Source organism: Mycobacterium sp. NGS27 (genome assembly GCF_059813005.1).
In genome coordinates, this window is record NZ_JCALDT010000006.1 from 1 (window position 1) to 24,574 (window position 24,574).

Genomic DNA, 24,574 nt, shown 5'->3' on the forward strand with positions numbered 1-24,574 from the left:
CAGCACCGGAATCAGCACCGCGGTCAGCAGCACCAGCACCACCGCGATGCCGTCGACACCCAGGGTGTAGCCGGCACCGAACGCAGGGATCCACTGATGCTTTTCGACGAATTGGTAAGGCGCGCCACCGGTCTTGAACCCGACCGTGACGACGATGGCCGCCGCCAGGGTCAGGATGCCGAAGACCAGACCGGTCCACTTGGCGAGCTGTCGAAGTCCGGGCGGCATCAGGATGATCAGCACGGAGCCGGCCAGCGGCACCAGCCACAGCACGCTCAGCCATGGAACGCTATTCACCAGCGCCGCTCCCTTTCATCGCCTGCCACCGCGTCGTCGCCGGCACGAATCACCACAGCCGCACCGCCAGGATGAGCGCGACCACCAGCACCGCGCCCGTCAACATCGACAATGCGTAGTTGCGGGCGAAGCCGGTTTGCAACCCCCGCAGCCGATTTGACGTCGAGCTGACCAGCGCGGCCAGCGCGTTGACCGAGCCGTCGACACCCGCGTTGTCGACGTCGACGAGCGCGCGAGTCAGTTGCGCACCGGGGCGCATGAAGACCTCCTCGTTGAAGGCGTCGCCGTAGAAGTCGCTGCGTACCGCCGTCGTCAACGCCGACACCGACAGCGGGGCCACCCGCGGGATCGGTATCTTCGCGTACAGCCGATAGGCCACCGCGATGCCGATGATCACGACACCCAGCGCCAGCGCGGAGCTGACCCAGGCCGGGAACGCGTGGGTCACTTCCTCGTGCTTTCCGACGACCGGTTCCAGCCAGCTCTGCAGGGTGCCGCCCACCGCCAGCAGGCCACCGGAGAACACCGAGCCGACGGCGAGCAGGATCATCGGCCACGTCATCAGGGCCGGCGCCTCATGTGGATGGGCGCCTGGGCCCCAGCGCTTTTTGCCGAAGAAGGTCATCAGCATCACCCGGGTCATGTAGAACGCGGTGACGCCGGCGCCCAATAGCGCGGCGCCACCCAGCAGATAACCCTGGGTGCCACCGGCGGCCAGCGCCGCCTCGATGATGGCGTCCTTGGAGAAGTAGCCCGCGAAGGGCGGCACGCCGATGATCGCGAGATAGCCCAGGCCGAACGTGACGAACGTAATGGGCAGCGCCGCACGCAAACCGCCGTAGCGGCGCATGTCCTGTTCCTCGTGCATCGCGTGAATCACCGCGCCGGAGCCGAGGAACAAACCGGCCTTGAAGAAACCGTGGGTGAGCAGGTGCATGATCGCGAAGGCGTAGCCGGCCGGGCCCAGGCCGGCCGCCAGCACCATGTAGCCGATCTGGCTCATCGTCGACGCGGCCAGCGCCCGCTTGATGTCGTCCTTGGCGCAGCCGATGAAAGCTCCGAGCAGCAGCGTGACCGCACCCACGATGACCACGGCCAGTCGCGCGTCCGGGGACAGGTTGTACAGCGGGTTGGACCGGACGATCAGATACACACCTGCGGTCACCATGGTGGCGGCGTGGATCAGCGCCGACACCGGGGTGGGACCCTCCATGGCGTCACCCAGCCAGGCCTGCAGCGGGACTTGGGCGGATTTGGCGCACGCGCCCAGCAGCAACAGCAAACCCATGGCGGTCAGCGCGCCATGATCGGCTGCCGGCGCGCCGGCGAACACGCCGGCATAGGACAGCGTGCCGAAAGTGCTGAACATCAAGAACATTCCGAGGGCCAGCCCGGCGTCGCCGACCCGGTTCATCACGAACGCCTTCTTGGCCGCGGTGGCCGCCGTCGGCTTGTGGTACCAGAATCCGATCAGCAGGTAGGAGGCCAGGCCCACGCCCTCCCAGCCGACGTAGAGCACCACGTAGTTGTCGGCGACGACCAGCAGCAGCATCGATGCCAGGAACAGGTTGAGGTAACCGAAAAACCTTCGACGGTCTACGTCTTCAGCCATATAGGCGACCGAATAGATGTGGATCAGTGACCCGACCCCGGAGATCAGCAGCACGAAACACACCGACAGCTGGTCGATCTGCAGCCCGAGGTCCACTTGGAGCTGGCCGACGGGAATCCAGCTGAACACCTTCTGGTGGATGACGCGGTCGTCGGCGGCGCGGCCGAGCAGCTCGCTGAGCAGGCTCAGGCCCACCCCGAACGCCGCGAGGGCGGTGGCGCAGCCCAGCCAATGCCCCCACCGGTCGGTGCGTCGCCCGCCGAACAGCAGGATCGCGGCGCCGGCCAATGGCAGCGCCACCAGCAACCAGGTGTATTGAGTCATCTTGGCGTCGTCAGCCTTTGAGTAGGTTCGCGTCGTCGACGGATGCCGATTTGCGGGTACGGAAGATGGTCATGATGATGGCCAGGCCGATGACCACCTCGCAGGCGGCGACCACCATCGTGAAGAACGCGATCATCTGCCCGTCCAGATGCCCGTGCATCCGCGCGAACGTCACGAAGGCGAGGTTGACCGCGTTGAGCATCAGCTCGACGCACATGAACATGACGATGGCGTTGCGGCGCAACAACACACCGGAGGCCCCGATGGTGAACAGCAGTGCCGAAAGGTACAGGTAATTAGCCGGATTCATGACGTACCGCCTTGGGAGAGAGTCGGGCTCGGCTCGGTGGACGGAGTCCGCTTGCCGTCGGCGCCGCGACTCCGCAGCAGCGGCGACACCGAAAGCTTCGAGTACGAGCCGTCCGGCAGCAACGCGGCCACGTCGACGGCGTTGTGGCGTGCGTATACACCCGGGTTGGGCATCGGGGTGGGGTGCCCGCCCGCCTGGAATCGCTCCTGGGAGAGCTCGCGCTGTGTCTTGCGGCGCTCGAAGCGCTCGCGGTGTGCCAGCACCATCGCACCGACGGCCGCGGTGATCAGCAGCGCGCTGGTCAGCTCGAACGCCCACAGGTAGCGCGAAAAGATCAGTGCCGCCAGCCCTTCCACGTTGCCGTTGGCGTTGGCGGTGGTGAGTCCGGCGAATCCGCCGGTGCTCAGGTTGCCGATGGCGGCGATCAGCAGAATGCCGAACCCCATGCCCGCCGCCACCGCGGCGATCCGCTGACCGCGCAGCGTCTCCTTGAGCGATTCCGCCGAGTCCACCCCGATGAGCATCAGCACGAACAAGAACAGCATCATCACGGCGCCGGTGTAGACCACCACTTGAACCACGCCCAAGAACAGCGCGTCCTGAATCATGTAGAAGACCGCCAGGATGATCATGGTCATCGCCAGGAACATCGCCGAGTACACGGCGTTGACGGCGGTGACCACCCCGATCGCGCCGAGCACCGCCAGGACGCCGAGCACCCAGAAGGCGACCGCCTCGCCGGTGGACGTGCGGACGATGGTGTCCGGCGCGAAATTCGATGCCACGACGACGGCGTGGTCGGCCAATCCGGTCACCGGGATTCTCCGGCCTGCTGGGTTTCCCGCAACCCGTGCGCGGTCACATTGCCCTGGTAGTAATCCTTGTCGGTGGCGCCGGCGGTCCTGGGGTGCGGCGGCGCGAGCATGTCTTGCAGCAGTGGCGCCAAGAGCCGGTCCTTCTCGTAGATGAGGTCCGCACGGTTGTCGTCGGCCATCTCGTAGTCATTGGTCATGGTCAGCGCCCGGGTGGGGCACGCCTCGACGCACAGTCCGCAGCCGATGCACCGCAGATAGTTGATCTGGTAGACCCGGCCGTAACGTTCCCCGGGCGAATACCGGAGTTCCTCGGTGTTGTCCGCTCCCTCGACATAGATGGCGTCGGCCGGGCAGGCCCAGGCGCACAATTCGCACCCGATGCATTTCTCCAGACCGTCCGGGTAGCGGTTGAGCTGGTGACGGCCGTGGTAGCGCGGCATGACGGGGCCCGGCTTCTCCGGATACTCCTCGGTGACGTTGCGTTTGAACATCGATCCGAACGTCACGCCGAATCCGGCAACGGCGTCCAAGAATTTAGCCACGTGCTTCCTCCTTGCTCGCCGCCGCCAGGGACTTCATCGGCAGCGGCGGTGTCGGGAATACCGGGGTGGGGCGTTCCGCGGCCGGCAGCTTCTTCGCCTCGCGGCGCATCTGTTTTTCGAGCGCGCGAATGCCCGGCGCGCTGAACGGCTTTCGCAGCAACAGCACCAGCGCGGTGGCGAACACGACGCTGCTCGCCACCAGGACCGGGGTCCAGTGCTGGAAGCCCTGGTTGCGCAGCGTGCGAATGACGGCGGCGATCAGCACCCAGACCAGCGAGGCCGGGATCAGCAGCTTCCAGCCCAGCCCCATGAACTGGTCGTAGCGCAGCCGGGGCAGCGAGGCCCGCAGCCAGAAGTAGATGAACAGGAAGGTCCACATCTTCGCGGTGAACCACAGCACCGGCCACCAGCCGGTGTTGGCGCCCGCCCACATGTTCAGCGGCCACGGCGCGTGCCACCCACCGAAGAACAACACGGTGGCCAGCGACGACACCGTCATCATGTTGACGTACTCGGCCAGCATGAACATCGCGAACTTCAGCGACGAGTACTCGGTGTGGAATCCCGCGACCAGCTCACCCTCGGCCTCGGGCAAATCGAAAGGCGCCCGGTTGGTTTCGCCGACCATCGAGATCAGGTAGATCACGAACGAGGGCAAGAGCAGGAACACGTACCAGACCCGGTCCTGGGCTGCGACGATCTGCGACGTCGACATCGAGCCGGCGTAGAGGAAGACCGCCGCGAAGGAAAGCCCCATCGCCACTTCGTAGGAAATCACCTGGGCCGTGGAGCGCACCCCGCCCAGCAGCGGGTAGGTGGACCCGGAAGCCCAGCCGCCCAGCACGATTCCGTACACACCGATCGCCGACAGCCCCAGGATAAACAGCACCGCCACCGGCAGGTCGGTCAGCTGCAGCGGTGTGCGGTGCCCGAACACCGACACGACCGGACCGAACGGGATGAACGCGAACGCGGTGAAGGCCGGGATCGTGGAGATGACCGGCGCCGCGAAGTAGACGAACTTGTCGACGCCGCCCGGGGTGATGGTTTCCTTGAGCGCCAACTTGATTCCGTCGGCCAGGCTCTGCAACGCACCCCACGGTCCGACCCGGTTGGGCCCGGGTCGCAGCTGCATCCAGCCGAGGATCTTGCGTTCGAGCAGAATCGCCACCAGCACGTTCAACATGAGGAACGCGAAGATCGCCAGCGCCTTACCGAGCACCAACCACCAGGTGTCGTGCCCGAACGCGGTCAACGCTGTCATGAGCCGACTCCGATCTTGACTGTGCTACCGACCGATACGCCGAGTTGGCGGTGCACCGCCGAACCGGGTGAGTTCACCGGAAGCCACACCACCCGGTCGGGCATGTCGGTGATCACCAGCGGCAGGCTGATGGATCCGTGCGAGGTGCTGACGGTGACGGCGTCGCCCTCGGCAGCGCCGATCTCGGCCGCCGTATCGGCGGACAGCCGGGCGACGGATGCGCGCGCGGTTCCCGCCAGATGCGGCTCGCCGTCTTGTAAACGGCCGTTGTCCAACAGCATTCGCCACCCCGCCAACACCGCCTCGCCCGCCGCGGGTTGGGCCGCCTCGGCGGCCGCGACGTCCGGGCTCGCGGCGCGCTTGCCGTCCCACCCTCGCAGCGCGGCCAGTTCTTCGCGGGCGCTGGCGGCGGTGGACATGCCCAGGTACACGCCCATTTCGTCGGCAAGCGTGTCGAGCACCTGGTGGTCGGATTGGCTGGCGTCCTGAGTGGTGCGCAGCGCGGCCTCGAACGGCCGGAAGCGGCCCTCCCAGTTGACGAATGCGCCGGCCTTCTGCGTCGTCGACGCGACCGGGAACACGACGTCCGCGCGTTCGGTGACCGCGCTGTGCCGCAACTCCAAGCTGACCACGAAGCCGACGCCGTCCAGCGCCGCCAGCACCGCTTGGGGGTCGGCGAAGTCGTTGGGCTCGACACCGCCTACGAGCAGGGCCCCCAGCGTGCCGTCGGCGGCGGCGGCGACGATTGCGTCGGCGTCACGTCCACTGCCGGAGGGCAATTCGGAGACGTGCCATGCCTGGGCGATTTGCGCCCGGGCGGTGTCGTCGTCGACCGGCCGGCCACCGGGCAGCAGCCCCGGCAGCGCACCGGCTTCCAGGGCGCCCCGCTCGCCTGCGCGACGCGGCACCCAGACCAGGCGGGCGCCGGTGGTGTCGGCGAGCCGGGCCGCGGCCGACAGTGCGCCCGGCGCCGTGGCCAGCCGTTCGCCGACCATGATGACCGCCCCCGCGGTGGAGAGCAGCTCGCCCACCTCGCCGCCGGCCAACCCGTCCAGTGCCGAAGCTTCGGCGCCGGGAACGGTTTTGATCAGCCGCCCGGACATCTTGGTCAGCGCGCGGGTGGCGAAAGGTGCGATGGCGTAGACCGGCAGCCCGTGCTTGCGGGCCGCCTTGCGCAACCGCAGGAAGACGATGGGCGACTCGTCTTCGGGCTCGAATCCGGCCAGCACGACGACCGGCGCCCGCTCCAGATCGGCGTAGCTGACGGAAATCGGTTGGCCGGCGATCCGGGCGGCCAGGAAGTCGGCCTCCTCGGCCGAGCTCGGACGCGCGCGAAAGTCGATGTCGTTGCTGTCCAACACGATTCGCGTGAACTTGGAGTAGGCGTAGGCGTCCTCCAAGGTCGCCCGGCCGCCGACCAGGACGCCCGTGCGGCCACGCGCCGCTTCGAGGCCCTTCGTCGCGACGGCGATCGCGTGCGACCACGACGCCGGTTGCAGCGAGCCGTCGGCGTCGCGGATCAGCGGAGTGGTGAGCACGTCGGCCTGGGTCGCGTAGGTGAACGCCCACCGGCCCTTGTCGCAGTTCCACTCCTCGTTGACTTCGGGGTCGTCGCCGGCCAACCGGCGCAGCACCTTGCCGCGGCGGTGGTCGGTGCGCTGCGCGCATCCGGAAGCGCAGTGCTCGCAGACGCTTGGGCTGGAGACCAAGTCGAACGGACGGGCCCGGAACCGGTACGACGATCCGGTCAGCGCGCCCACCGGGCAGATTTGCACGGTGTTGCCCGAGAAGTAGGAGTCGAAGGGTTCGTTCGCGTAGATGCCGACCTGCTGCAGGGCGCCTCGTTCCTGCATGTCGATGAAGATGTCGCCGGCGATCTGCTCAGAGAACCGGGTGCAGCGCGCGCACAGGATGCAGCGCTCCCGGTCCAGCAGGACCTGCGACGAGATGTTGATCGGCTTGGCGAACGTGCGCTTGACGTCGGTGAAGCGAGAATCGGCGCGGCCGTTGGACATTGCCTGGTTCTGCAGGGGGCACTCGCCGCCCTTGTCGCACATCGGGCAGTCCAGCGGGTGGTTGATGAGCAGCAACTCCATCACACCGTGCTGCGCCTTGTCCGCGGCCTCGGAGGTGAGCTGGGTGCGTACCACCATGTCGTCGGTGGCGACGGTGGTGCACGACGCCATCGGCTTGCGCTGACCTTCGACCTCGACCAGGCACTGCCGGCACGCGCCGACCGGTTCCAGCAGCGGGTGGTCGCAGAACCGAGGGATCTGAATGCCCATCAGTTCGGCGGCCCGGATCACCAGAGTTCCCTTGGGAACGCTGATCTCGTTGCCGTCGATGGTCAGCGTCACCATTTCCGGCGGACGCACCTCGTCGCCGGTTTCGGTTTTGGCCGCGCTAGTCATCGAGTCCTAACCTTTCGCGCCGTCGCGCTCCGCCGTCAGCATGGAGTTCCGTGGATCGAAGGGGCACCCGCCGCCCTCGACGTGCGCGACGTATTCGTCGCGGAAGAACTTGATCGACGACATCACCGGGCTGGCGGCCCCATCGCCCAAGGCGCAGAACGACTTCCCCAGGATGGTGTCGGAGATGTCCAACAGCTTTTGGATGTCTTCGTCGGTACCCTTGCCGGTTTCCAGCCGCTCGTAGATCTGGTCCAGCCAGAAGGTGCCCTCGCGGCACGGCGTGCATTTGCCGCACGATTCGTGCTTGTAGAAGTAGGTCCAGCGCCGCACGGCACGCACCACGCAGGTGGTCTCGTCGAAGATCTCCAGCGCCTTCGTGCCCAGCATCGAGCCGACGCCGCCGACACCCTCGTAGTCCAGCGGCACATCGAGGTGCTCGTCGGTCAGCAGCGGGGTGGACGACCCGCCGGGTGTCCAGAACTTGAGCCGATGCCCGGCCCGCACGCCGCCGGCGTAGGCGAGTAACTCCCGCAACGTGATTCCCAGCGGGGCCTCGTACTGACCGGGCCGGGCGACATGGCCGGACAGCGAATACAGCGTGAAGCCCGGGGATTTCTCGGTGCCCATCGAGCGGAACCAGTCCACGCCGTTGCCGATGATCGACGGCACGCTCGCAATGGTCTCGACATTGTTGATCACCGTCGGGCAGCCGTAGAGTCCGGCCACGGCCGGGAACGGCGGGCGCAGCCGCGGCTGACCGCGGCGGCCTTCCAGCGAATCCAGCAGCGCGGTTTCCTCGCCGCAGATATAGGCGCCGGCACCCGCGTGCACCACCAGCTCCAAATCGAAGCCCGAGCCGTTGATGTCACGGCCCAGGTAGCCGGCGGCGTAGGCCTCGGCCACCGCGTTCTGCAGGCGGCGCAGGACCGGCAGCACCTCCCCGCGCACATAGATGAACGCATGACTGGCCCGGATCGCGTACGAGGCGATGATGACGCCCTCGACGAGGACGTGGGGCGTCGCCAGCATCAGCGGAATGTCTTTGCACGTACCGGGTTCCGACTCGTCGGCGTTGACCACCAGGTAATGGGGTTTGGCGGCCGCGCCGGTGTCGCCCTGCGGGATGAACGACCACTTCGTCCCCGTCGAGAATCCCGCGCCGCCGCGCCCGCGCAGCCCGGAGTCCTTCACCATCCCGATCACCGCGTCGGGCTCCATCGCCAGCGCCTTCTTCATCGCCTCGTAGCCGCCGTGGCGGTGGTAGGTCTCGAGGGTCCAGGATTCGGGATCGTCCCAGAACCGGCTGATGACCGGAGTCAGCGGCGTCGCCTGATTGTCAGAAGTCGTTGTCATTACTGGCCTTCCGGCGCGCTGGGCGCCTCCATGCCGAGTTCCTGGGCGACCTTCAGGCCGGCCAGGGTGGCCGCGCCGGCGCCGCCCTGGCCCTGGTCGGGGCGTTCGTCGGGCAGGCCGGCCAGGATGCGCGATGTCTCGCGGAAGACGCACAGCGGGGAGCCCCGAGTGGGCGACTTCGGCTCACCGGAACGCAGCGAGTCGACGAGTTCGCGCGCCGACTCCGGCGTTTGGTTGTCGTAGAACTCCCAGTTCACCATCACCACGGGCGCGTAGTCGCAGGCGGCGTTGCACTCGATGTGCTGCAGCGTGACCGAGCCGTCGGCGGTGGTCTCGTCGTTGCCGACGCCCAGATGTTCCTTCAGGGCATCGAAGATGGCATCGCCACCCATGATGGCGCACAACGTGTTTGTGCAGACACCCACCAGGTATTCGCCGGTGGGGCCGCGCCGATACATGGTGTAGAAGCTCGCAACCGCGGACACCTCTGCCCCGGTGAGCCCCAGCTGCTCACCGCAGAAATCCAGGCCCGCGGGTGTGAGATAGGAATCCTGGGCTTGCACCAAGTGCAGCAACGGCAACAGCGCCGAACGCTTGTCGGGGTAGCGGCCCATGATCTCTTTGGCGTCGACCTCCAGCCGGGCCCGCACCTCGGGCGGATACGTCTTGGGCGCGCCCTCGACGACGAACGCGTTGGGCTCCTCGGGCGGTGGGCCGAGCCGGATGAAGACCGGCTGCCCCTGCGGCCCGGTCATCGGTCCACCCCGCCCATCACCGGGTCGATGCTGGCGACCGCGGTGATCAGGTCGGCGACCATTCCACCTTCGCACATCGCCGCGACCGCCTGCAGATTGGTGAACGAGGGGTCTCGGTAGTGCACTCGGTAGGGCCGCGTGCCGCCGTCGCTGACCATGTGCACGCCCAGCTCCCCGCGCGGCGATTCGACCGCCGTGTAGACCTGGCCTGCCGGGACCCTGATGCCCTCGGTGACCAGTTTGAAATGGTGAATCAACGCCTCCATGGAGCCGCCCATGATCTTGGCGATGTGTTCCGGCGAGTTGCCCAAGCCGTCGGGCCCCACCTTCAGGTCGGCCGGCCAGGCGATCTTGCGGTCCTCGACCATGGTCGGGCCGGGCTTCAGCTTGTCCAGACACTGCTCGACGATCTTGATCGACTCCCACATCTCGTTGACGCGAATCATGTAGCGCCCGTAAGCATCACACGTGTCTTCGGTGATTACGTCGAATTCGTAGTTTTCGTATCCGCAGTACGGTTCGCTCTTGCGCAGATCGTGGGGCAGTCCGGTGGCGCGCAGGATGGGGCCGGTGATGCCCAACGCCATGCAACCGGTCAGATCCAGATATCCGACGTCCTGGGTGCGGGCCTTCCAGATGGCGTTCTCGTTGAGCAGACCGCCCATGTCGCGCAGCACCTGCCTGAGTTCCTTGAGACCTTCGACGATCTCGGCTTCCGCGTTGGGCGGCAAGTCCTGCGCCACACCCCCGGGGCGGACGTAGGCGCTGTTCATTCGCAGGCCGGTGATCGATTCGAACAGGGTCAGGACGATCTCGCGTCCCCGGAATCCGACGAACATCGGCGTCATGGCGCCCAGTTCCATGCCGCCGGTGGCCAATGCCACCAGATGCGACGAGATCCGGTTGAGCTCCATCATCATCACGCGGATGACGTTGACCCGCTCCGGAATCTGATCGGTGATACCGAGCAGCTTCTCCACACCCAGGCAGTAGGCCGTCTCGTTGAAAAACGGTGCGAGATAATCCATTCGGGTCACGAACGTGACACCCTGGGTCCAGTAGCGGTATTCGAGGTTCTTTTCGATGCCGGTGTGCAAATAGCCGATGCCGCACCGGGCGTCGGTGACCGTCTCGCCCTCGATCTCCAGGATCAGCCGCAACACCCCGTGCGTGGAGGGATGCTGGGGCCCCATGTTGACGATGATGCGTTCGCCGGGATCGACAGCGCGGGCGGCTTCGACGACCTTGTCCCAGTCCTGGCCGCCGGCGACCACGAAGGTCTCGCCGGCGCCGTCGTGCGTCGCTTCGGTGGTAGTGCTCATCAGTTGTACGCTCTCCGCTCGTCGGGCGGGGGTATCTGCGCGCCTTTGTATTCGACGGGAATCCCACCGAGGGGGTAGTCCTTGCGCTGGGGATGCCCGTGCCAGTCGTCCGGCATCTCGATGCGGGTCAGCGACGGGTGCCCGTCGAAGATGATGCCGAAGAAGTCGTAGGTCTCCCGCTCGTGCCAGTCGGTGGTCGGATAAATCCCGAACAGCGAGGGAATGTGCGGATCACCGTCGGGCGCAGACACTTCCAGGCGGACGCGGCGATTGTGCGTGATCGACTGCAACGGATATACCGCGTGAAGTTCGCGTCCCGTCTCGTGCGGGTAGTGCACCCCGCTGACGCCCAGGCACATCTCGAAGCGCAGTCGCGGGTCGTCGCGCAGCCGGTGGGCGACCTGCTCCAGCGCTTCGCGCCGGACGTGCAGGGTCAGTTCGTCGCGGTACACCACCACTTTTTCGATGGCGTCGGTGAATTCGACGTTGTCCTTGCTCAGCGCGGCGGCCAGTGTGTCGACCACCTCGTCGAAGTAGCCGCCGTACGGTCGTGGGCTGCTGCCCGGGAGCAGGACTTCGCGCACCAGCCGCCCGTATCCGGACGTGTCACCGGAGCCCTTGACGCCGAACATGCCGCGGCGCACGTCGATGACTTCTTCGTCGGTGCGGCTGAGTGCTTCTTTGGGGTCTTGGTCAGGTGAGCTCATCGCAGCAGTCCGCGCATCTCGATCGTGGGCCGGGCCGACAGCGCCGCCTGCTCGGCTTCGGCGATGGCGGTTTCGCGGTTGACGCCCAGCGGCATCTCCTGAATCTTCTCGTGCAGCTTCAGGATTGCGTACAGCAGCATTTCGGGTCGCGGCGGGCAGCCGGGCAGGTAGATGTCCACGGGAACCACGTGATCGACGCCCTGCACCACCGCGTAGTTGTTGAACATCCCGCCGGATGATGCGCACACGCCCATGGCCAGCACCCATTTCGGCTCGGCCATCTGGTCGTAGATCTGACGTAGCACCGGAGCCATCTTCTGGCTGACCCGCCCGGCGACGATCATCAGGTCGGCCTGCCGGGGCGTTGCCGAGAATCGCTCCATGCCGAACCGGGCGAGGTCGAATCTTGGCCCGGCCGTTGCCATCATCTCGATGGCGCAGCAGGCCAACCCGAATGTCGCCGGCCACAGTGAGTTCTTGCGGACGTAGCCCGCGACCTTCTCGACAGTGGACAGCAGAATCCCGCCGGGCAGCTGTTCCTCAAGACCCACGTCCTACCTCAATCCCACGTCAGGCCGCCGCGGCGCCACACGTAGGCGTAGGCCACGAAAACCGTCAGCATGAAAATCACCATTTCGACCAGAGCGAAGGTGCCCAGCGCGTCATAGCTGACGGCCCACGGATACAGGAACACGATTTCGATGTCGAAGACGATGAAGAGCATCGCGGTGAGGTAGTACTTCACCGGAAAGCGCTGCCCGGCCGTCGCATGCGGGCCGCTCACCGACGTCTCGGTGGGTTCGATTCCACACTCGTACGCCGACATCTTCGACTTGTTGAAACGTGACGGGCCGGCCAGGCTCGCGATCGCCACCGAGCCCACGGCAAAGGCAGTGGCAATGGCGCCTAGCACCAGGATGGGTATGTAGACGTTCAACTCGCTCCATGATCCGTCGTACGAGCCGCCTGCAGCGGCCAGGCGGTAACCGGGCTGCTGTGACGAACCGGGCCGCAGGCCCGTCACAGTGATTTACAACATAGCGGCGCGGGCCGCGGCGCGCTTGCCCGGGGTACGCGTTTCCAGCATCGGCGGCGCAGTGTCGCGCTGTGCCGCGCAAACTCGATAGCCGTTGCAACCAACCCTCGCCGCCGCACTCGAGCTGCCGCACCGGCTGCTCGGTCAACACCAGCAAAGGCGCCGCTGCGCCGATCGCTGCGGCGGTCAAGATCAACGGCGTCGCCAGCGCGGATGGCCCGTCGTCAGCAACGTCGCACCGGCGACGGTCGGCTGGTCGATTGGGGCCGGTTATGTCAGCACTGCCGCCTTGAACGGGCGGAAGTGAACGCCCGCGGCAAAGACGCGGCGTCGACTAAATCAGCGAACCGGGGCCCGCAGCAGGTTCAATACCGTGCGGCCCAGCAGGATGGGGTCGATGGGATGCGGCACAGCGCCCTCGGCGCGCGACCAGGAGGCCAGCCACGCATCGTCGGGCCGCCCGGTCAGCACCACCACGGGTGGGCAGGTCTCGAGTTCGTCTTTGAGCTGCTTCGCGATTCCCATGCCGCCGGTCGGGGTGGCCTCGCCGTCCAGGATGGCCAAGTCGATGCCGCCCTTGTCCATCGTCGCAATCACCATGGGCCCGGTAGCCACCTCGACATAGCTCAGCTCGGGCAGATCGGGGTGCAGTTGCTTGCCCAGCGCCCGCATCACCCGTTCGCGGGTTTGCACATTGCTGCTGTAGACGAGGATCCGCAGGGCGACGGTGGAGTCGGACACGGTGCAGATGCTACTGGTGTCATACCGGGTTCAGCGGGGTGCCCGCAGAAATGTTCATTGCGATACCCGCACGAAGATGGCATCCGCCGCGACCGTCGCCGTCGAGCTCATCATGCCGGCCCGGTTCCAACCCAGGCCGAACCGGTCCCGATCGAGCTTTGTTTCGCCGGTGATTCGGATCGAGCCGTCGTCGAGTTCGGAGATCGTGACGGGCAGGGGGATCTCCGCGGTGACGCCCTTGATCGTGAAGGTGGTGTGAAGGTCGGCGGACTTGCCCTTCGTCGGGTGCACGGCGGTGACGACGACGCTGATCTCCTTGAAGCGTTCGACGTCGAAGAAGTCGGCCGAGCGCAGGTGCTTGTCGCGACGGCCGATGCCGCTGTTGAGCGAAGCCGCCCGGATGTCCACGCGGCCGAAAACCGCTCCCTGGCCGCTCAGTTCGCCCTCGCCGGTGAAGTCGGTGAAGCGGCCTTTGACGTTCACCAGGCCCCACATGTTCCTGATCTTGAACGTGATGGCCGAGCGATCCGGGGCCAACTTCCACACGCCGGCCATGTCGGGATCGTGAAGCAGTGTCTCCAACGTCGTCATCGTCACCCCCAATGTGTCGTGGCGAATGTAGCGCTAGTTCATCAGCGGCGCGATCCCGGCGGGATCGAAGTATTCGTCGATCCGCTCGATCAGGCCGTCCGCGCCCACCCGGATCACGATGCAGACCCGCAGCGAGATCGACTGCCCGGCATGCCCGGTGGCATGCAGGATGTGCTGCTGAACGAAGCCCCGAACGGATCCGTCGTCGAAAAGCTGCCGGTCCAGGATCTCGTAGCGACGCTGCGTGGTCGCGCCGATGAACCAGTCGATCACCCGCATCGCGCGGGCCTTGTCGTCGTCGCGCCGCGAGCCGACCCGCCACACCGCGATGTCGTCGCTCCACATCGCGTCAACCGCGGCGACATCGCCTCGCTCGATCGCCGTGAACAGCCGGTTGGCCGCATCGAGGACCGTCTCGGTGCTGGAAGCGGGCATGTCTGGCTCCTATCTGATCGCCGAGCTATTCGCTGTCGTATCCGGGGTGGGCGACGGCCAGCCGGCGTCGCACCAGGATGCGCAGGCAGGCGGTGACCTGCTCCGCTCGCCCGTCCATGTCGCCGGCCCGGATCGCGGCGGCCAGCTGTTCCTCGTCGGCGAAACCCATGGCGGCCAGCGCCGCGCGGGACTCCGCCTCGCTGTCGTCGAGGAGCTCACGCTCGACGATGCGCAGTGCGTTGGCCGCGACCCGGGCGTGGAAACTGACCTGCCCTTCGGTCGCACCGCGCACGTCGTTTTCGAGGAATTCGGCGACCGCGGCAACGAGTTCGGCGGCCAGCGGGCGGCCGTATGCGCCTTTCACGGGGCCGCCCGGCCCCGATTGCCCGCCTCCTCCTCGCGCCGCCGCGCGGCGCGCATCGTCGGCGGGCGCGAGCAGGTTGAGCAGGTCCCACTCGGTCTCGCAGACGCGACGTCCGATGGTGGCCAACTCGACCGAGCGGTTATGCCCGCTCAGGTGCCGTTCGGCCTGGAAGCGGCAGATGACACCCCAGCGCAAGGTGGACAGCACCAGCCACCAGTGAAACGCCACTCGGTCGACCGTAGTCGCGCTGGCCTGCTCGTAGGCTCGCAGGAAGCTTTCGATGCTGCCCAGGCCGCCGGCGCCGAGGCCGGCCGGTGCGCCGAATCGCCAGGCGCGGATGCAGAACCACGCCAGGTCTTCGTACGCCTGTCCGACGTGCACCAGCTCCCAGTCCAGCACCGCGGCCAGGTTGGATCCGTCGACGATGAGGTTGCCCATCCGAAAGTCCCCGTGTACCAACACCGTCGGCAATGGTTTTGGACGGTGGGCGGCCAGCCAGCGGAACCCCCATTCGAATGTTGCGGTGGTGTCGCCCATGTCGTCGAGGCGTTGACGCCATTCGTCGAGTTGGTCTTCGTGGGTCAGGTCCGGAATGCCTGTGTCGGCGCGGTGAATGGCGGCCACCGCCTGCGCGCACTGCTGCAGCAGGCGCGCGCGGGCCGGGTGTCCGCCGGCGGCGTCGAGCTGACGCTGGATGCGCCGCACGATGGTCTCGCCCTTGATCTCGTCACAGATCAAGTACGGGTTACCCAGTGCGGCAGGGGAATTGTCGGCGATCAGCACGTGGGGGACCGGCGCCCCGGCGGCAGCCGCGGCGGCCTGCGTCCTGGCTTCCAGCTCCATGCCGGCGTGTACATCGTCGGGTGGGCCGGTGCGCAGGATCAGTGCGCGACGCTGCGCGTCGGTGACGGCCTCGAAGGCCCAGGTGGTCCGGCTGGCGCCACCGGTCAACGCGCGTAGGTTCTCGACGGCGGTGTCGGCGCCGAGGGCCCCGGTGAGCACGGTGGCCAGTTTGGCGCCCAGTTCCGCCGAGTCGGTGTCCATCACTTGTTGCCGAATTTGAACAGGCGTTGCGCCACCCGGCGGATCTGAATCTCCTCCGCTCCCTCGGTGATCCGGTAGCGACGGTGATGGCGGTAAATGTGTTCGAACTGCTCGTGGCGGCTGTAGCCGAGGCCGCCGTAGACCTGCATCGCCCGGTCGGCGGCGTCGCAGACCAGCCGGTTGGCGCGGTAGTTCGCCATCGAAACTTTGTCGGAGACCTCCATGTGGTGGTCGCGGTCCAGATGCCAGGCGGCGTACTGCACCAGCAGCCGCACCATCTGTGCTTCCGTCGCCAACTCGGCCAGCGGCCACTGCACGGCCTGATTGACCGACAGCGGCTTGCCGAACACCTTTCGGCCTGCGGCGTATTCCGCGGCGCGGTCGATGCAGTACTGTGCCGCGCCCAGGCTGCTCGCCGCCTGCCGAATCCGGTTCTCGTGCAGGAAGGTTTGCGCGACCTCCAGGCCCTGATCCACCTCGCCGAGCACCGCGTCGGCGGGAATGCGAACGTCGGTCAGCTCGACTTCGCCGTGGTCGGTGGGCATGTTGAAGGTCCACCAGTAGTAGGGGACGTTGAATCCGGGCGAATCGGTCGGCACCAGGAACGCGGTGATGCCCCGCGCGGCTCCAGGTTCGCCGGAGGTGCGTGCGAAGACCAGGTCGTGGGTCGCGCGGTGCACTCCGGTGTTGAACCGCTTGGAGCCGTTGATCACCCAGCTGTCGCCGTCGCGTTCGGCGTGCGTCTCCAGCCAGGTCGCATCCGATCCGTGCTGCGGCTCGGTCAGGCCGAACGCCATGGACCGTTTCCCGGTGATCAACGCTTCCGACCACTGCTCGCGCTGCTCCTCGGTGCCGAACCGCTCCATCATGATCACCTGCGGGAAGTTCCCGACGATCGACGATTCGTTCTGCAGGTCGTTGTGCAGGCCAAGGCCCTTGTGCGCCAGGTGCTCCCGGATGACGGCCATGTCGACGTTGGTGCCGTCGCGGCCACCGAGTGACGCCGGCAATCCGTAGCGCAGCCAGCCGGCCTTGTCGGCTCGCCTGCGCATCTCGGCGAGCAGATCCTCCCACTCGCGCGTCGGGATGCCGTCGTTCTCCCAGTCGGTGCGCGCGTGCTCGCGACGCTGATCGAAGTACTGCATATTCTCGCGTTCCAGCGGCTTGATCTCGGCCTCGATGAACTCATCCATCTCGGCAAGCAGTCCGGGAAGGTGCTCTGGCAAAGTGAAATCCACGGTTATCTCCTCGCGATTCTCGCGTTACGCACCATAGACAGTCTTCTTCCACACCGTCGATAGCGTGGCGATGGCGTCTTCGTCGCTGATCTCCATGCCGAGGCCCGACTGCCCGACGAAGACGGTGGTGAAGTTCTCGAACAGCAGCGCGATGGCCGCCGCCGTGTGTTGCGGGTTGAGCTCGGCGCCATAACCCTGTTCCTGCGCGTGGCGAACCGATGCGGCCACGATGTCCACTCCGAAGCGCCGAAACTCGTTCTGCACGGCGGCGAACCGCTGTTGGGTGGCGGCCAGCTGGGCCACCGCGATCATGATGCCGATGTTCTGCTTGAACATGTTCCAATAGCCGGTGACCACCGAGGTGAAGAACGCGTCGTCGTCGGGCGAGTCCGGCAGGTGCACGCTCAATCCGGACGGCGTCACCACCTCGTGCAGGAACGATTCGGCCAGGGCGGCCAGCAGGTCTTCCTTGTCGGTGAAGTATCGGTAGAAGACCGCCGGCGACTTTCCCGCGGCCGAGGTGATGTCGGCCAGGGTGGTGCCGTGAAAGCCCCGTTCGGCGAACAGCTTCCGGGCGGCCTGCTCGATGGCCTGCCTGGTCTGGCGGCCTTTGGCGGTCAGCTCGCGATTCGCCTCCGGGGCGGACATCAGTTCCGCATCCGGTCACCGGCACGCAGCAGGGCGCTCGGCAGGTCGTGTCCCACCAGCGACTTCGCCACCTCGGCCGCGCCGATGGCGGCCTGCAGGTCGACGTCCACGTCGAAACCGCTGTCGCGCAGCAGGTATACGAGGTCCTCGGTGGCGATGTTGCCGGTGGCGCCGGGGGCGAAGGGGCACCCGCCCAGGCCGCCGACCGAGGCGTCCAGCCGCGTCACCCCGGAGTTGACCGCGGCGTAGGCACTGGCCAGACCCGAGCCGCGAGTGTTGTGGAAATGCCCGCCCAGCGGGAGGTCGCCGAGCACCGGAAGGAGTTGTGCGACAAGCGAACTCACTCGACCCGGGGTGGTGGTGCCGATGGTGTCGGCGATCGACAGGCGGTCGGCGCCGCGGTCGCGGGCGGCCGCGGCGATCTCGAGCACCCGCTGCGGCGGGGTGGGCCCTTCGAAGGGCGAGTCCCAGGCGGTGGCGATGACGACCTCGACGGTGACGCCGCTGTCGTGTGCGATCGCGACGATCTGGTCGATCTGGTCGGCGGCCTCGGTGCTGGTGCGCCCGACGTTGGCCTTGCTGAAGGTGTCGTCGGCGGCCACCACGTATTCGATGGAGCGCAATCCCGCGGCGACGGCCCGCTTGGCGCCATTCGGGCTGGCCACCAGCGCCGAGAATGCGATGTCGGGGTAGTCATGCAGATGAGCGGCCAGCTCGGCGGCGTCAGCCATCGACGGCACCTTGGTGGGGGAGACGAACGCGGTGACCTCCACCTCGCGAACGCCGGTTGCCGCCACCGCGGCCAGCAGTTCGAGCTTGCCAGACAACGGGATTGGCGCCTCGATCTGCAGACCGTCGCGCAGGGCCACTTCTCGAATCTCGATGTGTGTCACAGCACCTCCTCGGCGCGCAGCTCTTCGAGCTCCTCGGCGGTCTTGCCCAGCAGCCCGATGTAGACGTCGTCGTTGTGCTGGCCCGGCCGCGCGGGACCGGCATTGCGGACTCGGCCCGGCGATTCCGAAAGCACCGGCACGATGCCCGGTCCCAACACGTTGCGCTGCACGCGCTCGTCATAGTGCTCCACCAGCATGCCGCGCGCCCGCAGCTGCGGGTCGTTGACCACTTCGGCGACCGTGTTGATGGGGCCCGCGATCACCCCTGCGGCGGAGAGGATTTCGATGATCTCGCCGGGCTGGCGTTCCGCGGCCCACGCCCCGATGATGTTGTCGAGTTCGTCTTGATTGCGACCCCGGGCGACGTGTGTGGCGAACCTGTCATCGGTGGCCAGCTCCGGGCGGCCCATCGCCTTGCACAGCCGGGCGAAGACCGTGTCCTGGTTTGCGGCGATCACCACCCAAGAGCCGTCGCCGCTGCGGTAGATGTTGGACGGGGCGATGCCCTCCAGCCGGGTGCCCGAGGGTCCGCGCACCACCCCGCCGGCGTCGTAGTCGGGAATGGTGGATTCCTGTACGGCCAAACACGATTCGGTCAACGCGACGTCGACCACCTGGCCGCGCCCGGTGACGCTGCGTCGGTACAGCGCGGCCAGCGCGCCCTGCGCGCCGAACATGCCGGCCAGGCTGTCACCGAGCGACAGGGCCAGCCGGGGCGGCGGTCCGCCGGGAAACCCGTTGAGGTGCCGCAACCCGCTGGCCGCTTCGGCGACCGAGGCGTAGCCGGCCTTGGTGGCGTCGGGACCGGTCTGCCCGTAGCCGGACACCCGGACCAGGATGATGCCCGGATTGCGTTCGGACAATACGTCGTAGCCCAGGTTCCACTTCTCCAGGGTGCCCGGACGGAAGTTCTCCACCACGATGTCGGATTTCTCGACGAGATCGCAGAACAGTTCGCGGCCGCGGGGATGGCGCAGATCCAGCGTGATCGCCTTCTTGTTCCGCGCGTGCACCGTCCAGAAGACGTGCTGCCCGTCGATTTCGGCTTGACCCCAGGTGCGCAACGGGTCCGGCGCTTTGGGCAATTCCACCTTGATGACGTCGGCGCCCATGTCGCCGAGGAGCCGGCCGGCGAAGGGCCCGGCGATCAGGGTGCCCAGTTCGAGCACCCGAACGCCGTCCAGCGGACCGGCTACATCGATGCGCCGCTCCTCTCCCCCGCAAGCGGGAGGTACCCCCACATCGCTGCGCTCTGCATCGTCGCCGGCGGAAGTCATTCTTGGTCCGCGAAATCGTGCCGGATCAGCCAGTCGGTGACAATAGTGACTGCGGCCCGCAGCGCTTCGCGCTGGTCCGGGCCCGCGTAATAGTGTGTGGCGCCGGGGATTTCGTGCATCTCCTTATCGTCGTGTCCGATCGCCTCGAACAGCCGCCGGGTGTGGCTGGGCGTGCAGGCGTCATCCGCGAGGTTACCGATCACCAGCGCGGGGATCGCGATATCGGGCCCGCAGGCCACCGCGTCGCCGCGGGCGTCGTCGTAGCTCCACTGCGACAGCCAGCCGCGCAGCGTGGAGAACCGGGCCAGCCCGACCGGACTCATGTTCACCACCTGAGGATCCCCCAGGTAGCAGGTGCCGGGTTTGCGTTCGTTGGGATCGACGGCCGGATCCAGCCAGCGTGGGTCGGCCATGGTGCCGTGCACGACGAAACCGAACTCGTCGTCGGGGCGGCCGGCGGCTTTCAACTCGCCCAGCTTGCCCTTGACCCATGCGGTGATGCGGCGGTTGCGGTCGATCTGCGCCTGCCGGTAACGGTCCAGGAATTCTTGGCTGTAGGGCGGCTGATTGGGGTTGTCGGGGTTGTACAGGTCCAGCTCGGGATCGCGCTTGGTGGGGTCGGTTTCGTCGAGGATCGACGCGTCCAGCCATTCGGTCAGCGTGCTGTGGCGGCTGATGTGCGCGGCCAGCAGCATGATGCCGTCGGCCGCGGGCAGGTCGAGCTTGGTCAGGTCGGGTCCGTCGCCGGTCGGGCTGGATGTGATGGTCGGGTTCTGCGCCTGCTGCTGGTAGAACACCGACAGCGAACCGCCTCCACTCCATCCCGCCAGCACCACCTTCTGGTAGCCGAGCCGCTTCTTGGCGTCCTTGATGCACTCGCCGAGATCCTCGACGACCTTCTCCATCAGCAGTGCCGAGTCGGTGCCGCGGAAGCGGCTGTTGCAGTAGATGACGTGATGGCCGGCCCGCGCCAGCGCGTTGATCATCGGTAGGTAGGCGCCGCCGCCGATGGGATGCATGAAGACCAGCACGGTGTCCGACGGCTTGTCCTTGGGCTTGAGCAGGTAGCTCTCCAGCACGGTGATCTCGGCCAGGCCGCCGTAGACGTCTCGTACACCGGAATTGTTCTGAAAGGCAACGAGATAGGGGATTCGCTCGTATTCGTGCTTCATCAGTGTTGTCCTAGGTCGTGGGCGAGCACTTCGGCCGACGGGGTCAGTCGCCGGCGAGTGTCGATGGCGATCACCTGCCAGTCGACGCGGGAGTAGTCGTCGAATTTGCGACGCGCCCGTTCTCGCGCCTTCTCCGGCGCGCCGTGATGAACTCCTTGCGGCGCATGCGAAATCAAACCGGGCGGCATCGGGATGCCGTAGAGCGAGCCGCCATGGAAGAAGGCGATCTCGTCGTAGTCGACGTTGCGGTGATACCACGGCGTGCGTTCGGTGCCGGGGATCCCCTCGGCCGGCTTGGGCAGGAAGTTCATCACGTAGACACCGGTGGCCTGCATGAAAAGGTGGACCGTCGGCGGCAGGTGAACACTGTCGGAGGTGACCACGTTGTAGTCGGCGATGTTGAAAGTGAACGCGAAGTTGTCGCCGCGCCAGCCCTCGACATCGAGCGGATTGTGTTGGTAGAAGAGCGTTGTCGGGCCGCCCTGGTGGATGAGCCGGACCTCGAAGTCGCCGTCGGCGTCGTCGGCCGGCGCCGGCTCGGGGATGACGATTTGCGACGGGTCGAAGGGGAAGTGGCGACCCAGCGCGCCGGGCGGCGGCACCCGGAATTCGTCGGTGGCCTCGATCATCAGCATCGTCGTCGCACTGTCGGGGAATTGGCGCCAGGTGCATGCCTTCGGGATGTACAGCCAGTCGCCCTCCCGATAGCGCAGCGGCCCGAATTCGGTCTCGGCCAGGCCGCTGCCCTGATGCACGAAGCACAGCAGGTCGCCGTCGACGTGACGGACGAAGAACGGCATCGGCTCGTGGCGACGGCTCAACAGGATTCGGCAGTCGTCGTTGCTGAACATCAGCAGCGGCCCGCCGTCGGCTTCGGTGGCATCGCTGGGCTTGAGCTCGCTGGATAGCACGTCGATGGGACGCAGCGGCCCGACCGATCGATAGGCGGTGGGGTCGTGGCGCCGGTAGAGGTTGGCGGTGCGGCCGGTGAATCCGCCCCGGCCCAACTCGTCGTCCTTGAGGCCGTCGAGGTCGGCGTGCAGGCGGCGCGGCGTTCGGCCTTTTCGCAGGTGCACAAAGGATTCCATGGACGGTTCCTCCGATGGGGACCACTGGGTGGCGATCTTGGTCGACAAAACTGAAAGTGACATTACTTTCTCTTTTTGACAGGCACAAGGCCCGACGGGCGGGCGCCTACCGTCTCCCGTTACGCGTTCGTCACAAGCGCCATACGCGCCTCCGCCGGACGGGGCATGCGGTGCGCCCACCTCGCAGCGACAACACCCAAGCGCACGTATCCGAGACAAGACAGTCGCTACGAGGCGGGCAAACGGTCGAGTGCCTCGCGGCGAAACCGCTGTGGCGGCTGGGACGAAGCGCGGCGGCTAACCCCGGACGCGCAGCACGACCTTTCCCTTGGCGCTGCGGTTCTCCAGCGAGGCGACCGCGGTCGCGGCTTGCTCCAGCGGGTAGGTGATCGGCTCGGGCGGGGCCAGCTCCCCGGAGGTGAGCAATCGCTCGAGTCCGGCCCACTGCTCGTCCAGCGCGCCGGGATGCGTCCCCGCCCAGGCGCCCCAACCCACGCCAACCACGTCAACATTGTTGAGCAGCAATCGATTTACCTTGACAGTGGGTATCTCGCCGCCGGTGAAGCCCACGACCAGCAGGCGCCCGCCGGGAGTAAGCGAGCGCAGGGAATCGGTGAACCGGTCACCGCCGACCGGGTCGACGACGATGTCGACGCCACGGCCATGGGTCAACTCCTTCACCGCGTCCTTGAAACCGTCGGCCAGCACCACATCGGTCGCGCCGGCCGCCGTGGCGATGTCGGCCTTGTCCTGCGTGCTGACCACGGCGATCGTGCGGGCCGCGCCCAGCGCCGGCGCCAGTCGCAGCGCCGAGGTCCCGATGCCGCCGGCCGCGCCGTGCACCAGAACCGTCTCGCCGCGCTGCAGCCGACCCCGGACGGTCAGCGCGAAGTACACCGTCAGGTCGTTGAACAGCAGGCCGGCGCCGGCCTCGAAGCTGACATTGTCGGGCAGCTTGAACACCCGGTCGGGGGCCAATACCGCGACCTCGGCCATGCCGCCCGACAGCATCGTGAGGCCGACGACCCGGTCTCCCTCGCGCACGTTCGCGCCATCGGGTGCCGACCGGACCACGCCGGCGATCTCGGCGCCGAGCACGAACGGCAATTCCGGGCGGTATTGGTAGAGGCCGCGGGTGAGAAGGGCGTCGGGGAAGGCCACCCCGGCGGCGTGCACGTCGACGACCACCCCCTCGCCCGACGGTTCGTCGATCTCGGTCAGCTCGACCGCGTCTGGGCCATCGAGCCGAGTCACCTGTACCGCGCGCATGCCACGAGAGCCTACTGGCCGCTCAAAATCCGCCGGCGACCCGCACCACGGCCCGGCCGGAGAATTTGCCGGCGCGCACTTGATCGATGACTTCGACGACGTCCTTCACGTCGACCTCGCTGACCAGCGAGTCCAGGTGAGGTGGCCGCAAGGAATCGCCGAGCCGGGCCCACAATTCGCGGCGCGGTCCGATCGGCATCAGCACCGAGTCCATGCCCAGCAGCGCGACCCCGCGCAGGATGAACGGCAGCACCGTGGTGTGCAGGGCAGGACCGCCGGTGAGGCCGCTGGCCGCCACGGCCCCGCCGTAATCGACGTTGCTGAGCACGTCGGCCAGCGTCGCACCGCCCACACAGTCCACTGCGCCGGCCCACCGCGCCTTCCCGAGCGGTCGTGGCTTGGCGTCGGGATCGGCGGGCAACCGGCCGATAACCTCAGCGGCGCCAAGGGCTTTGAGCCGGTCGGCCGCCTCGGCCTTGCCGCTCGACGCGACCACCTGATAGCCGGCGGCCGCTAGCAGGTCCACGCTGACCGAGCCGACGCCGCCGGTGGCTCCGGTGACGACAACGGGACCGGCGTCGGCCGCGATGCCCCAGTCGATCAACGCCTGAACGCTCATCGCGGCGGTGAAGCCGGCGGTCCCGATGGCGGCGCCCTCATGCGGACTCAGCGCGCCGAGCGAGACCACCTGGTCGGCCGGCAGTCGCACGTATTCGGCGTAGCCGCCGTGGTGACCGGTGCCGATCGCATACCCGTGCGCCAGAACCCCATCGCCCACGGCGAAGTCGGGAGACGTCGAGTTCACGACCTCACCGGTCAGGTCGATGCCCGGCACCACCGGGTAGTCGCGCACCACGCCGCCACCGGGCGTCAATGCCAGCGCGTCCTTGTAGTTGACGCTCGAATACAGGACCCGGATGGTCACCTCGCCGGGGGGCAGGTCGTCAGGACGAAGCGTCTCGACCGACGCGGTTATCCGGTCACCATCTTGTCGCGCGACGAGCGCCTGAAAAGTGTCCATCTTTCGACGCTAACCCGACCGCCGACCAATGCGGCACCACCCACC

General features: G+C 67.1%; 24 protein-coding genes and 1 pseudogene. All 25 read right to left on the minus strand.

What is annotated here, in order from left to right:
* A pseudogene (locus tag AC5Y30_RS16970) lies at positions 1-297 on the minus strand (NADH-quinone oxidoreductase subunit M); the annotation flags it as partial.
* A gap of 49 nt (positions 298-346) precedes the next feature.
* Complete coding sequence (gene nuoL / locus AC5Y30_RS16975) at positions 347-2,233, minus strand: NADH-quinone oxidoreductase subunit L (protein WP_499919855.1); 1,887 nt, start codon at positions 2,231-2,233, stop codon at positions 347-349.
* Positions 2,234-2,243: 10 nt separating this feature from the next.
* Complete coding sequence (gene nuoK, locus AC5Y30_RS16980) at positions 2,244-2,543, minus strand: NADH-quinone oxidoreductase subunit NuoK (protein ID WP_007772892.1); 300 nt, start codon at positions 2,541-2,543, stop codon at positions 2,244-2,246.
* Positions 2,540-3,328, minus strand: a complete 789-nt coding sequence (locus AC5Y30_RS16985) for an NADH-quinone oxidoreductase subunit J (RefSeq protein WP_499920195.1) — start codon at positions 3,326-3,328, stop codon at positions 2,540-2,542. The genes nuoK and AC5Y30_RS16985 overlap by 4 nt, the downstream gene beginning before the upstream one ends.
* Before the next feature lie 26 nt (positions 3,329-3,354).
* Positions 3,355-3,900, minus strand: a complete 546-nt coding sequence (gene nuoI / locus AC5Y30_RS16990; protein ID WP_499919856.1) for an NADH-quinone oxidoreductase subunit NuoI — start codon at positions 3,898-3,900, stop codon at positions 3,355-3,357.
* Entirely contained in the window at positions 3,893-5,155 is a 1,263-nt protein-coding gene (gene nuoH / locus AC5Y30_RS16995) for an NADH-quinone oxidoreductase subunit NuoH (protein WP_499920196.1), read from the minus strand. The genes nuoI and nuoH overlap by 8 nt, the downstream gene beginning before the upstream one ends.
* Positions 5,156-5,160: 5 nt before the next feature.
* Positions 5,161-7,575, minus strand: a complete 2,415-nt coding sequence (locus tag AC5Y30_RS17000) for an NADH-quinone oxidoreductase subunit G (protein ID WP_499919857.1) — start codon at positions 7,573-7,575, stop codon at positions 5,161-5,163.
* Between the two features lie 6 nt (positions 7,576-7,581).
* Positions 7,582-8,928, minus strand: a complete 1,347-nt coding sequence (gene nuoF, locus AC5Y30_RS17005; protein ID WP_499919858.1) for an NADH-quinone oxidoreductase subunit NuoF — start codon at positions 8,926-8,928, stop codon at positions 7,582-7,584.
* On the minus strand, positions 8,928-9,683 hold the full coding sequence (gene nuoE, locus AC5Y30_RS17010) for an NADH-quinone oxidoreductase subunit NuoE (RefSeq protein WP_499919859.1): 756 nt from the start codon (positions 9,681-9,683) through the stop codon (positions 8,928-8,930). Before nuoE ends, nuoF begins: the two co-directional genes overlap by 1 nt.
* A complete protein-coding gene (gene nuoD / locus AC5Y30_RS17015) occupies positions 9,680-11,005 on the minus strand; it encodes an NADH dehydrogenase (quinone) subunit D (RefSeq protein ID WP_499919860.1) in 1,326 nt (441 codons plus the stop codon). The genes nuoE and nuoD overlap by 4 nt, the downstream gene beginning before the upstream one ends.
* Positions 11,005-11,712, minus strand: coding sequence for an NADH-quinone oxidoreductase subunit C (locus AC5Y30_RS17020; protein WP_499919861.1), 708 nt, complete (start codon positions 11,710-11,712; stop codon positions 11,005-11,007). Before AC5Y30_RS17020 ends, nuoD begins: the two co-directional genes overlap by 1 nt.
* The gene (locus AC5Y30_RS17025) at positions 11,709-12,263 is read right to left on the minus strand and encodes a NuoB/complex I 20 kDa subunit family protein (RefSeq protein WP_067126301.1); all 555 of its coding nucleotides are present in this window, start codon (positions 12,261-12,263) and stop codon (positions 11,709-11,711) included. The genes AC5Y30_RS17020 and AC5Y30_RS17025 overlap by 4 nt, the downstream gene beginning before the upstream one ends.
* An 8-nt stretch (positions 12,264-12,271) precedes the next feature.
* Complete coding sequence (locus AC5Y30_RS17030) at positions 12,272-12,649, minus strand: NADH-quinone oxidoreductase subunit A (RefSeq protein WP_007772880.1); 378 nt, start codon at positions 12,647-12,649, stop codon at positions 12,272-12,274.
* A 438-nt stretch (positions 12,650-13,087) separates the two neighbouring features.
* Entirely contained in the window at positions 13,088-13,489 is a 402-nt protein-coding gene (locus AC5Y30_RS17035; protein WP_499919862.1) for an Rv3143 family two-component system response regulator, read from the minus strand.
* A 54-nt stretch (positions 13,490-13,543) separates the two neighbouring features.
* Positions 13,544-14,080 (minus strand): YceI family protein, encoded by a 537-nt coding sequence (locus AC5Y30_RS17040; protein ID WP_499919863.1) that lies wholly within the window; start codon positions 14,078-14,080, stop codon positions 13,544-13,546.
* A 33-nt stretch (positions 14,081-14,113) separates the two neighbouring features.
* Positions 14,114-14,515: a nuclear transport factor 2 family protein gene (locus AC5Y30_RS17045; RefSeq protein WP_499919864.1), complete on the minus strand. Its 402-nt coding sequence runs from the start codon at positions 14,513-14,515 to the stop codon at positions 14,114-14,116.
* A 25-nt stretch (positions 14,516-14,540) separates the two neighbouring features.
* Complete coding sequence (locus AC5Y30_RS17050) at positions 14,541-15,923, minus strand: phosphotransferase family protein (protein WP_499920197.1); 1,383 nt, start codon at positions 15,921-15,923, stop codon at positions 14,541-14,543.
* The gene (locus tag AC5Y30_RS17055; protein WP_499919865.1) at positions 15,923-17,161 is read right to left on the minus strand and encodes an acyl-CoA dehydrogenase family protein; all 1,239 of its coding nucleotides are present in this window, start codon (positions 17,159-17,161) and stop codon (positions 15,923-15,925) included. Before AC5Y30_RS17055 ends, AC5Y30_RS17050 begins: the two co-directional genes overlap by 1 nt.
* Positions 17,162-17,185: 24 nt before the next feature.
* Complete coding sequence (locus AC5Y30_RS17060) at positions 17,186-17,809, minus strand: TetR/AcrR family transcriptional regulator (protein ID WP_499919866.1); 624 nt, start codon at positions 17,807-17,809, stop codon at positions 17,186-17,188.
* The gene (locus AC5Y30_RS17065) at positions 17,809-18,693 is read right to left on the minus strand and encodes a hydroxymethylglutaryl-CoA lyase (protein WP_499920198.1); all 885 of its coding nucleotides are present in this window, start codon (positions 18,691-18,693) and stop codon (positions 17,809-17,811) included. Before AC5Y30_RS17065 ends, AC5Y30_RS17060 begins: the two co-directional genes overlap by 1 nt.
* 5 nt (positions 18,694-18,698) lie before the next feature.
* Positions 18,699-19,904: a CaiB/BaiF CoA transferase family protein gene (locus AC5Y30_RS17070; RefSeq protein WP_499920199.1), complete on the minus strand. Its 1,206-nt coding sequence runs from the start codon at positions 19,902-19,904 to the stop codon at positions 18,699-18,701.
* 71 nt (positions 19,905-19,975) lie between these two features.
* Positions 19,976-21,151, minus strand: coding sequence for an alpha/beta hydrolase family protein (locus tag AC5Y30_RS17075; protein WP_499919867.1), 1,176 nt, complete (start codon positions 21,149-21,151; stop codon positions 19,976-19,978).
* Positions 21,151-22,239: a homogentisate 1,2-dioxygenase gene (locus tag AC5Y30_RS17080; protein ID WP_499920200.1), complete on the minus strand. Its 1,089-nt coding sequence runs from the start codon at positions 22,237-22,239 to the stop codon at positions 21,151-21,153. The genes AC5Y30_RS17075 and AC5Y30_RS17080 overlap by 1 nt, the downstream gene beginning before the upstream one ends.
* A gap of 297 nt (positions 22,240-22,536) precedes the next feature.
* A complete protein-coding gene (locus tag AC5Y30_RS17085; protein WP_499919868.1) occupies positions 22,537-23,508 on the minus strand; it encodes an NADPH:quinone oxidoreductase family protein in 972 nt (323 codons plus the stop codon).
* Between the two features lie 22 nt (positions 23,509-23,530).
* Complete coding sequence (locus AC5Y30_RS17090) at positions 23,531-24,529, minus strand: acrylyl-CoA reductase family protein (protein WP_499919869.1); 999 nt, start codon at positions 24,527-24,529, stop codon at positions 23,531-23,533.
* Positions 24,530-24,574 lie beyond the last annotated feature (45 nt).

What these genes read in the sequence shown, in the direction of transcription:
- nuoL (WP_499919855.1), bottom strand. Translation starts at nt 2,233, where the DNA reads ATGACTCAATACACCTGGTTGCTGGTGGCGCTGCCATTGGCCGGCGCC.
- nuoK (WP_007772892.1), bottom strand. Translation starts at nt 2,543, where the DNA reads ATGAATCCGGCTAATTACCTGTACCTTTCGGCACTGCTGTTCACCATC.
- AC5Y30_RS17060 (WP_499919866.1), bottom strand. Translation starts at nt 17,809, where the DNA reads ATGTCCGCCCCGGAGGCGAATCGCGAGCTGACCGCCAAAGGCCGCCAG.
- nuoF (WP_499919858.1), bottom strand. Translation starts at nt 8,928, where the DNA reads ATGACAACGACTTCTGACAATCAGGCGACGCCGCTGACTCCGGTCATC.
- AC5Y30_RS17085 (WP_499919868.1), bottom strand. Translation starts at nt 23,508, where the DNA reads ATGCGCGCGGTACAGGTGACTCGGCTCGATGGCCCAGACGCGGTCGAG.
- AC5Y30_RS17045 (WP_499919864.1), bottom strand. Translation starts at nt 14,515, where the DNA reads ATGCCCGCTTCCAGCACCGAGACGGTCCTCGATGCGGCCAACCGGCTG.
- AC5Y30_RS17000 (WP_499919857.1), bottom strand. Translation starts at nt 7,575, where the DNA reads ATGACTAGCGCGGCCAAAACCGAAACCGGCGACGAGGTGCGTCCGCCG.
- AC5Y30_RS17075 (WP_499919867.1), bottom strand. Translation starts at nt 21,151, where the DNA reads ATGAAGCACGAATACGAGCGAATCCCCTATCTCGTTGCCTTTCAGAAC.
- AC5Y30_RS17040 (WP_499919863.1), bottom strand. Translation starts at nt 14,080, where the DNA reads ATGACGACGTTGGAGACACTGCTTCACGATCCCGACATGGCCGGCGTG.
- AC5Y30_RS17050 (WP_499920197.1), bottom strand. Translation starts at nt 15,923, where the DNA reads ATGGACACCGACTCGGCGGAACTGGGCGCCAAACTGGCCACCGTGCTC.
- AC5Y30_RS17020 (WP_499919861.1), bottom strand. Translation starts at nt 11,712, where the DNA reads ATGAGCTCACCTGACCAAGACCCCAAAGAAGCACTCAGCCGCACCGAC.
- nuoD (WP_499919860.1), bottom strand. Translation starts at nt 11,005, where the DNA reads ATGAGCACTACCACCGAAGCGACGCACGACGGCGCCGGCGAGACCTTC.
- AC5Y30_RS17090 (WP_499919869.1), bottom strand. Translation starts at nt 24,529, where the DNA reads ATGGACACTTTTCAGGCGCTCGTCGCGCGACAAGATGGTGACCGGATA.
- AC5Y30_RS17080 (WP_499920200.1), bottom strand. Translation starts at nt 22,239, where the DNA reads ATGGAATCCTTTGTGCACCTGCGAAAAGGCCGAACGCCGCGCCGCCTG.
- nuoE (WP_499919859.1), bottom strand. Translation starts at nt 9,683, where the DNA reads ATGACCGGGCCGCAGGGGCAGCCGGTCTTCATCCGGCTCGGCCCACCG.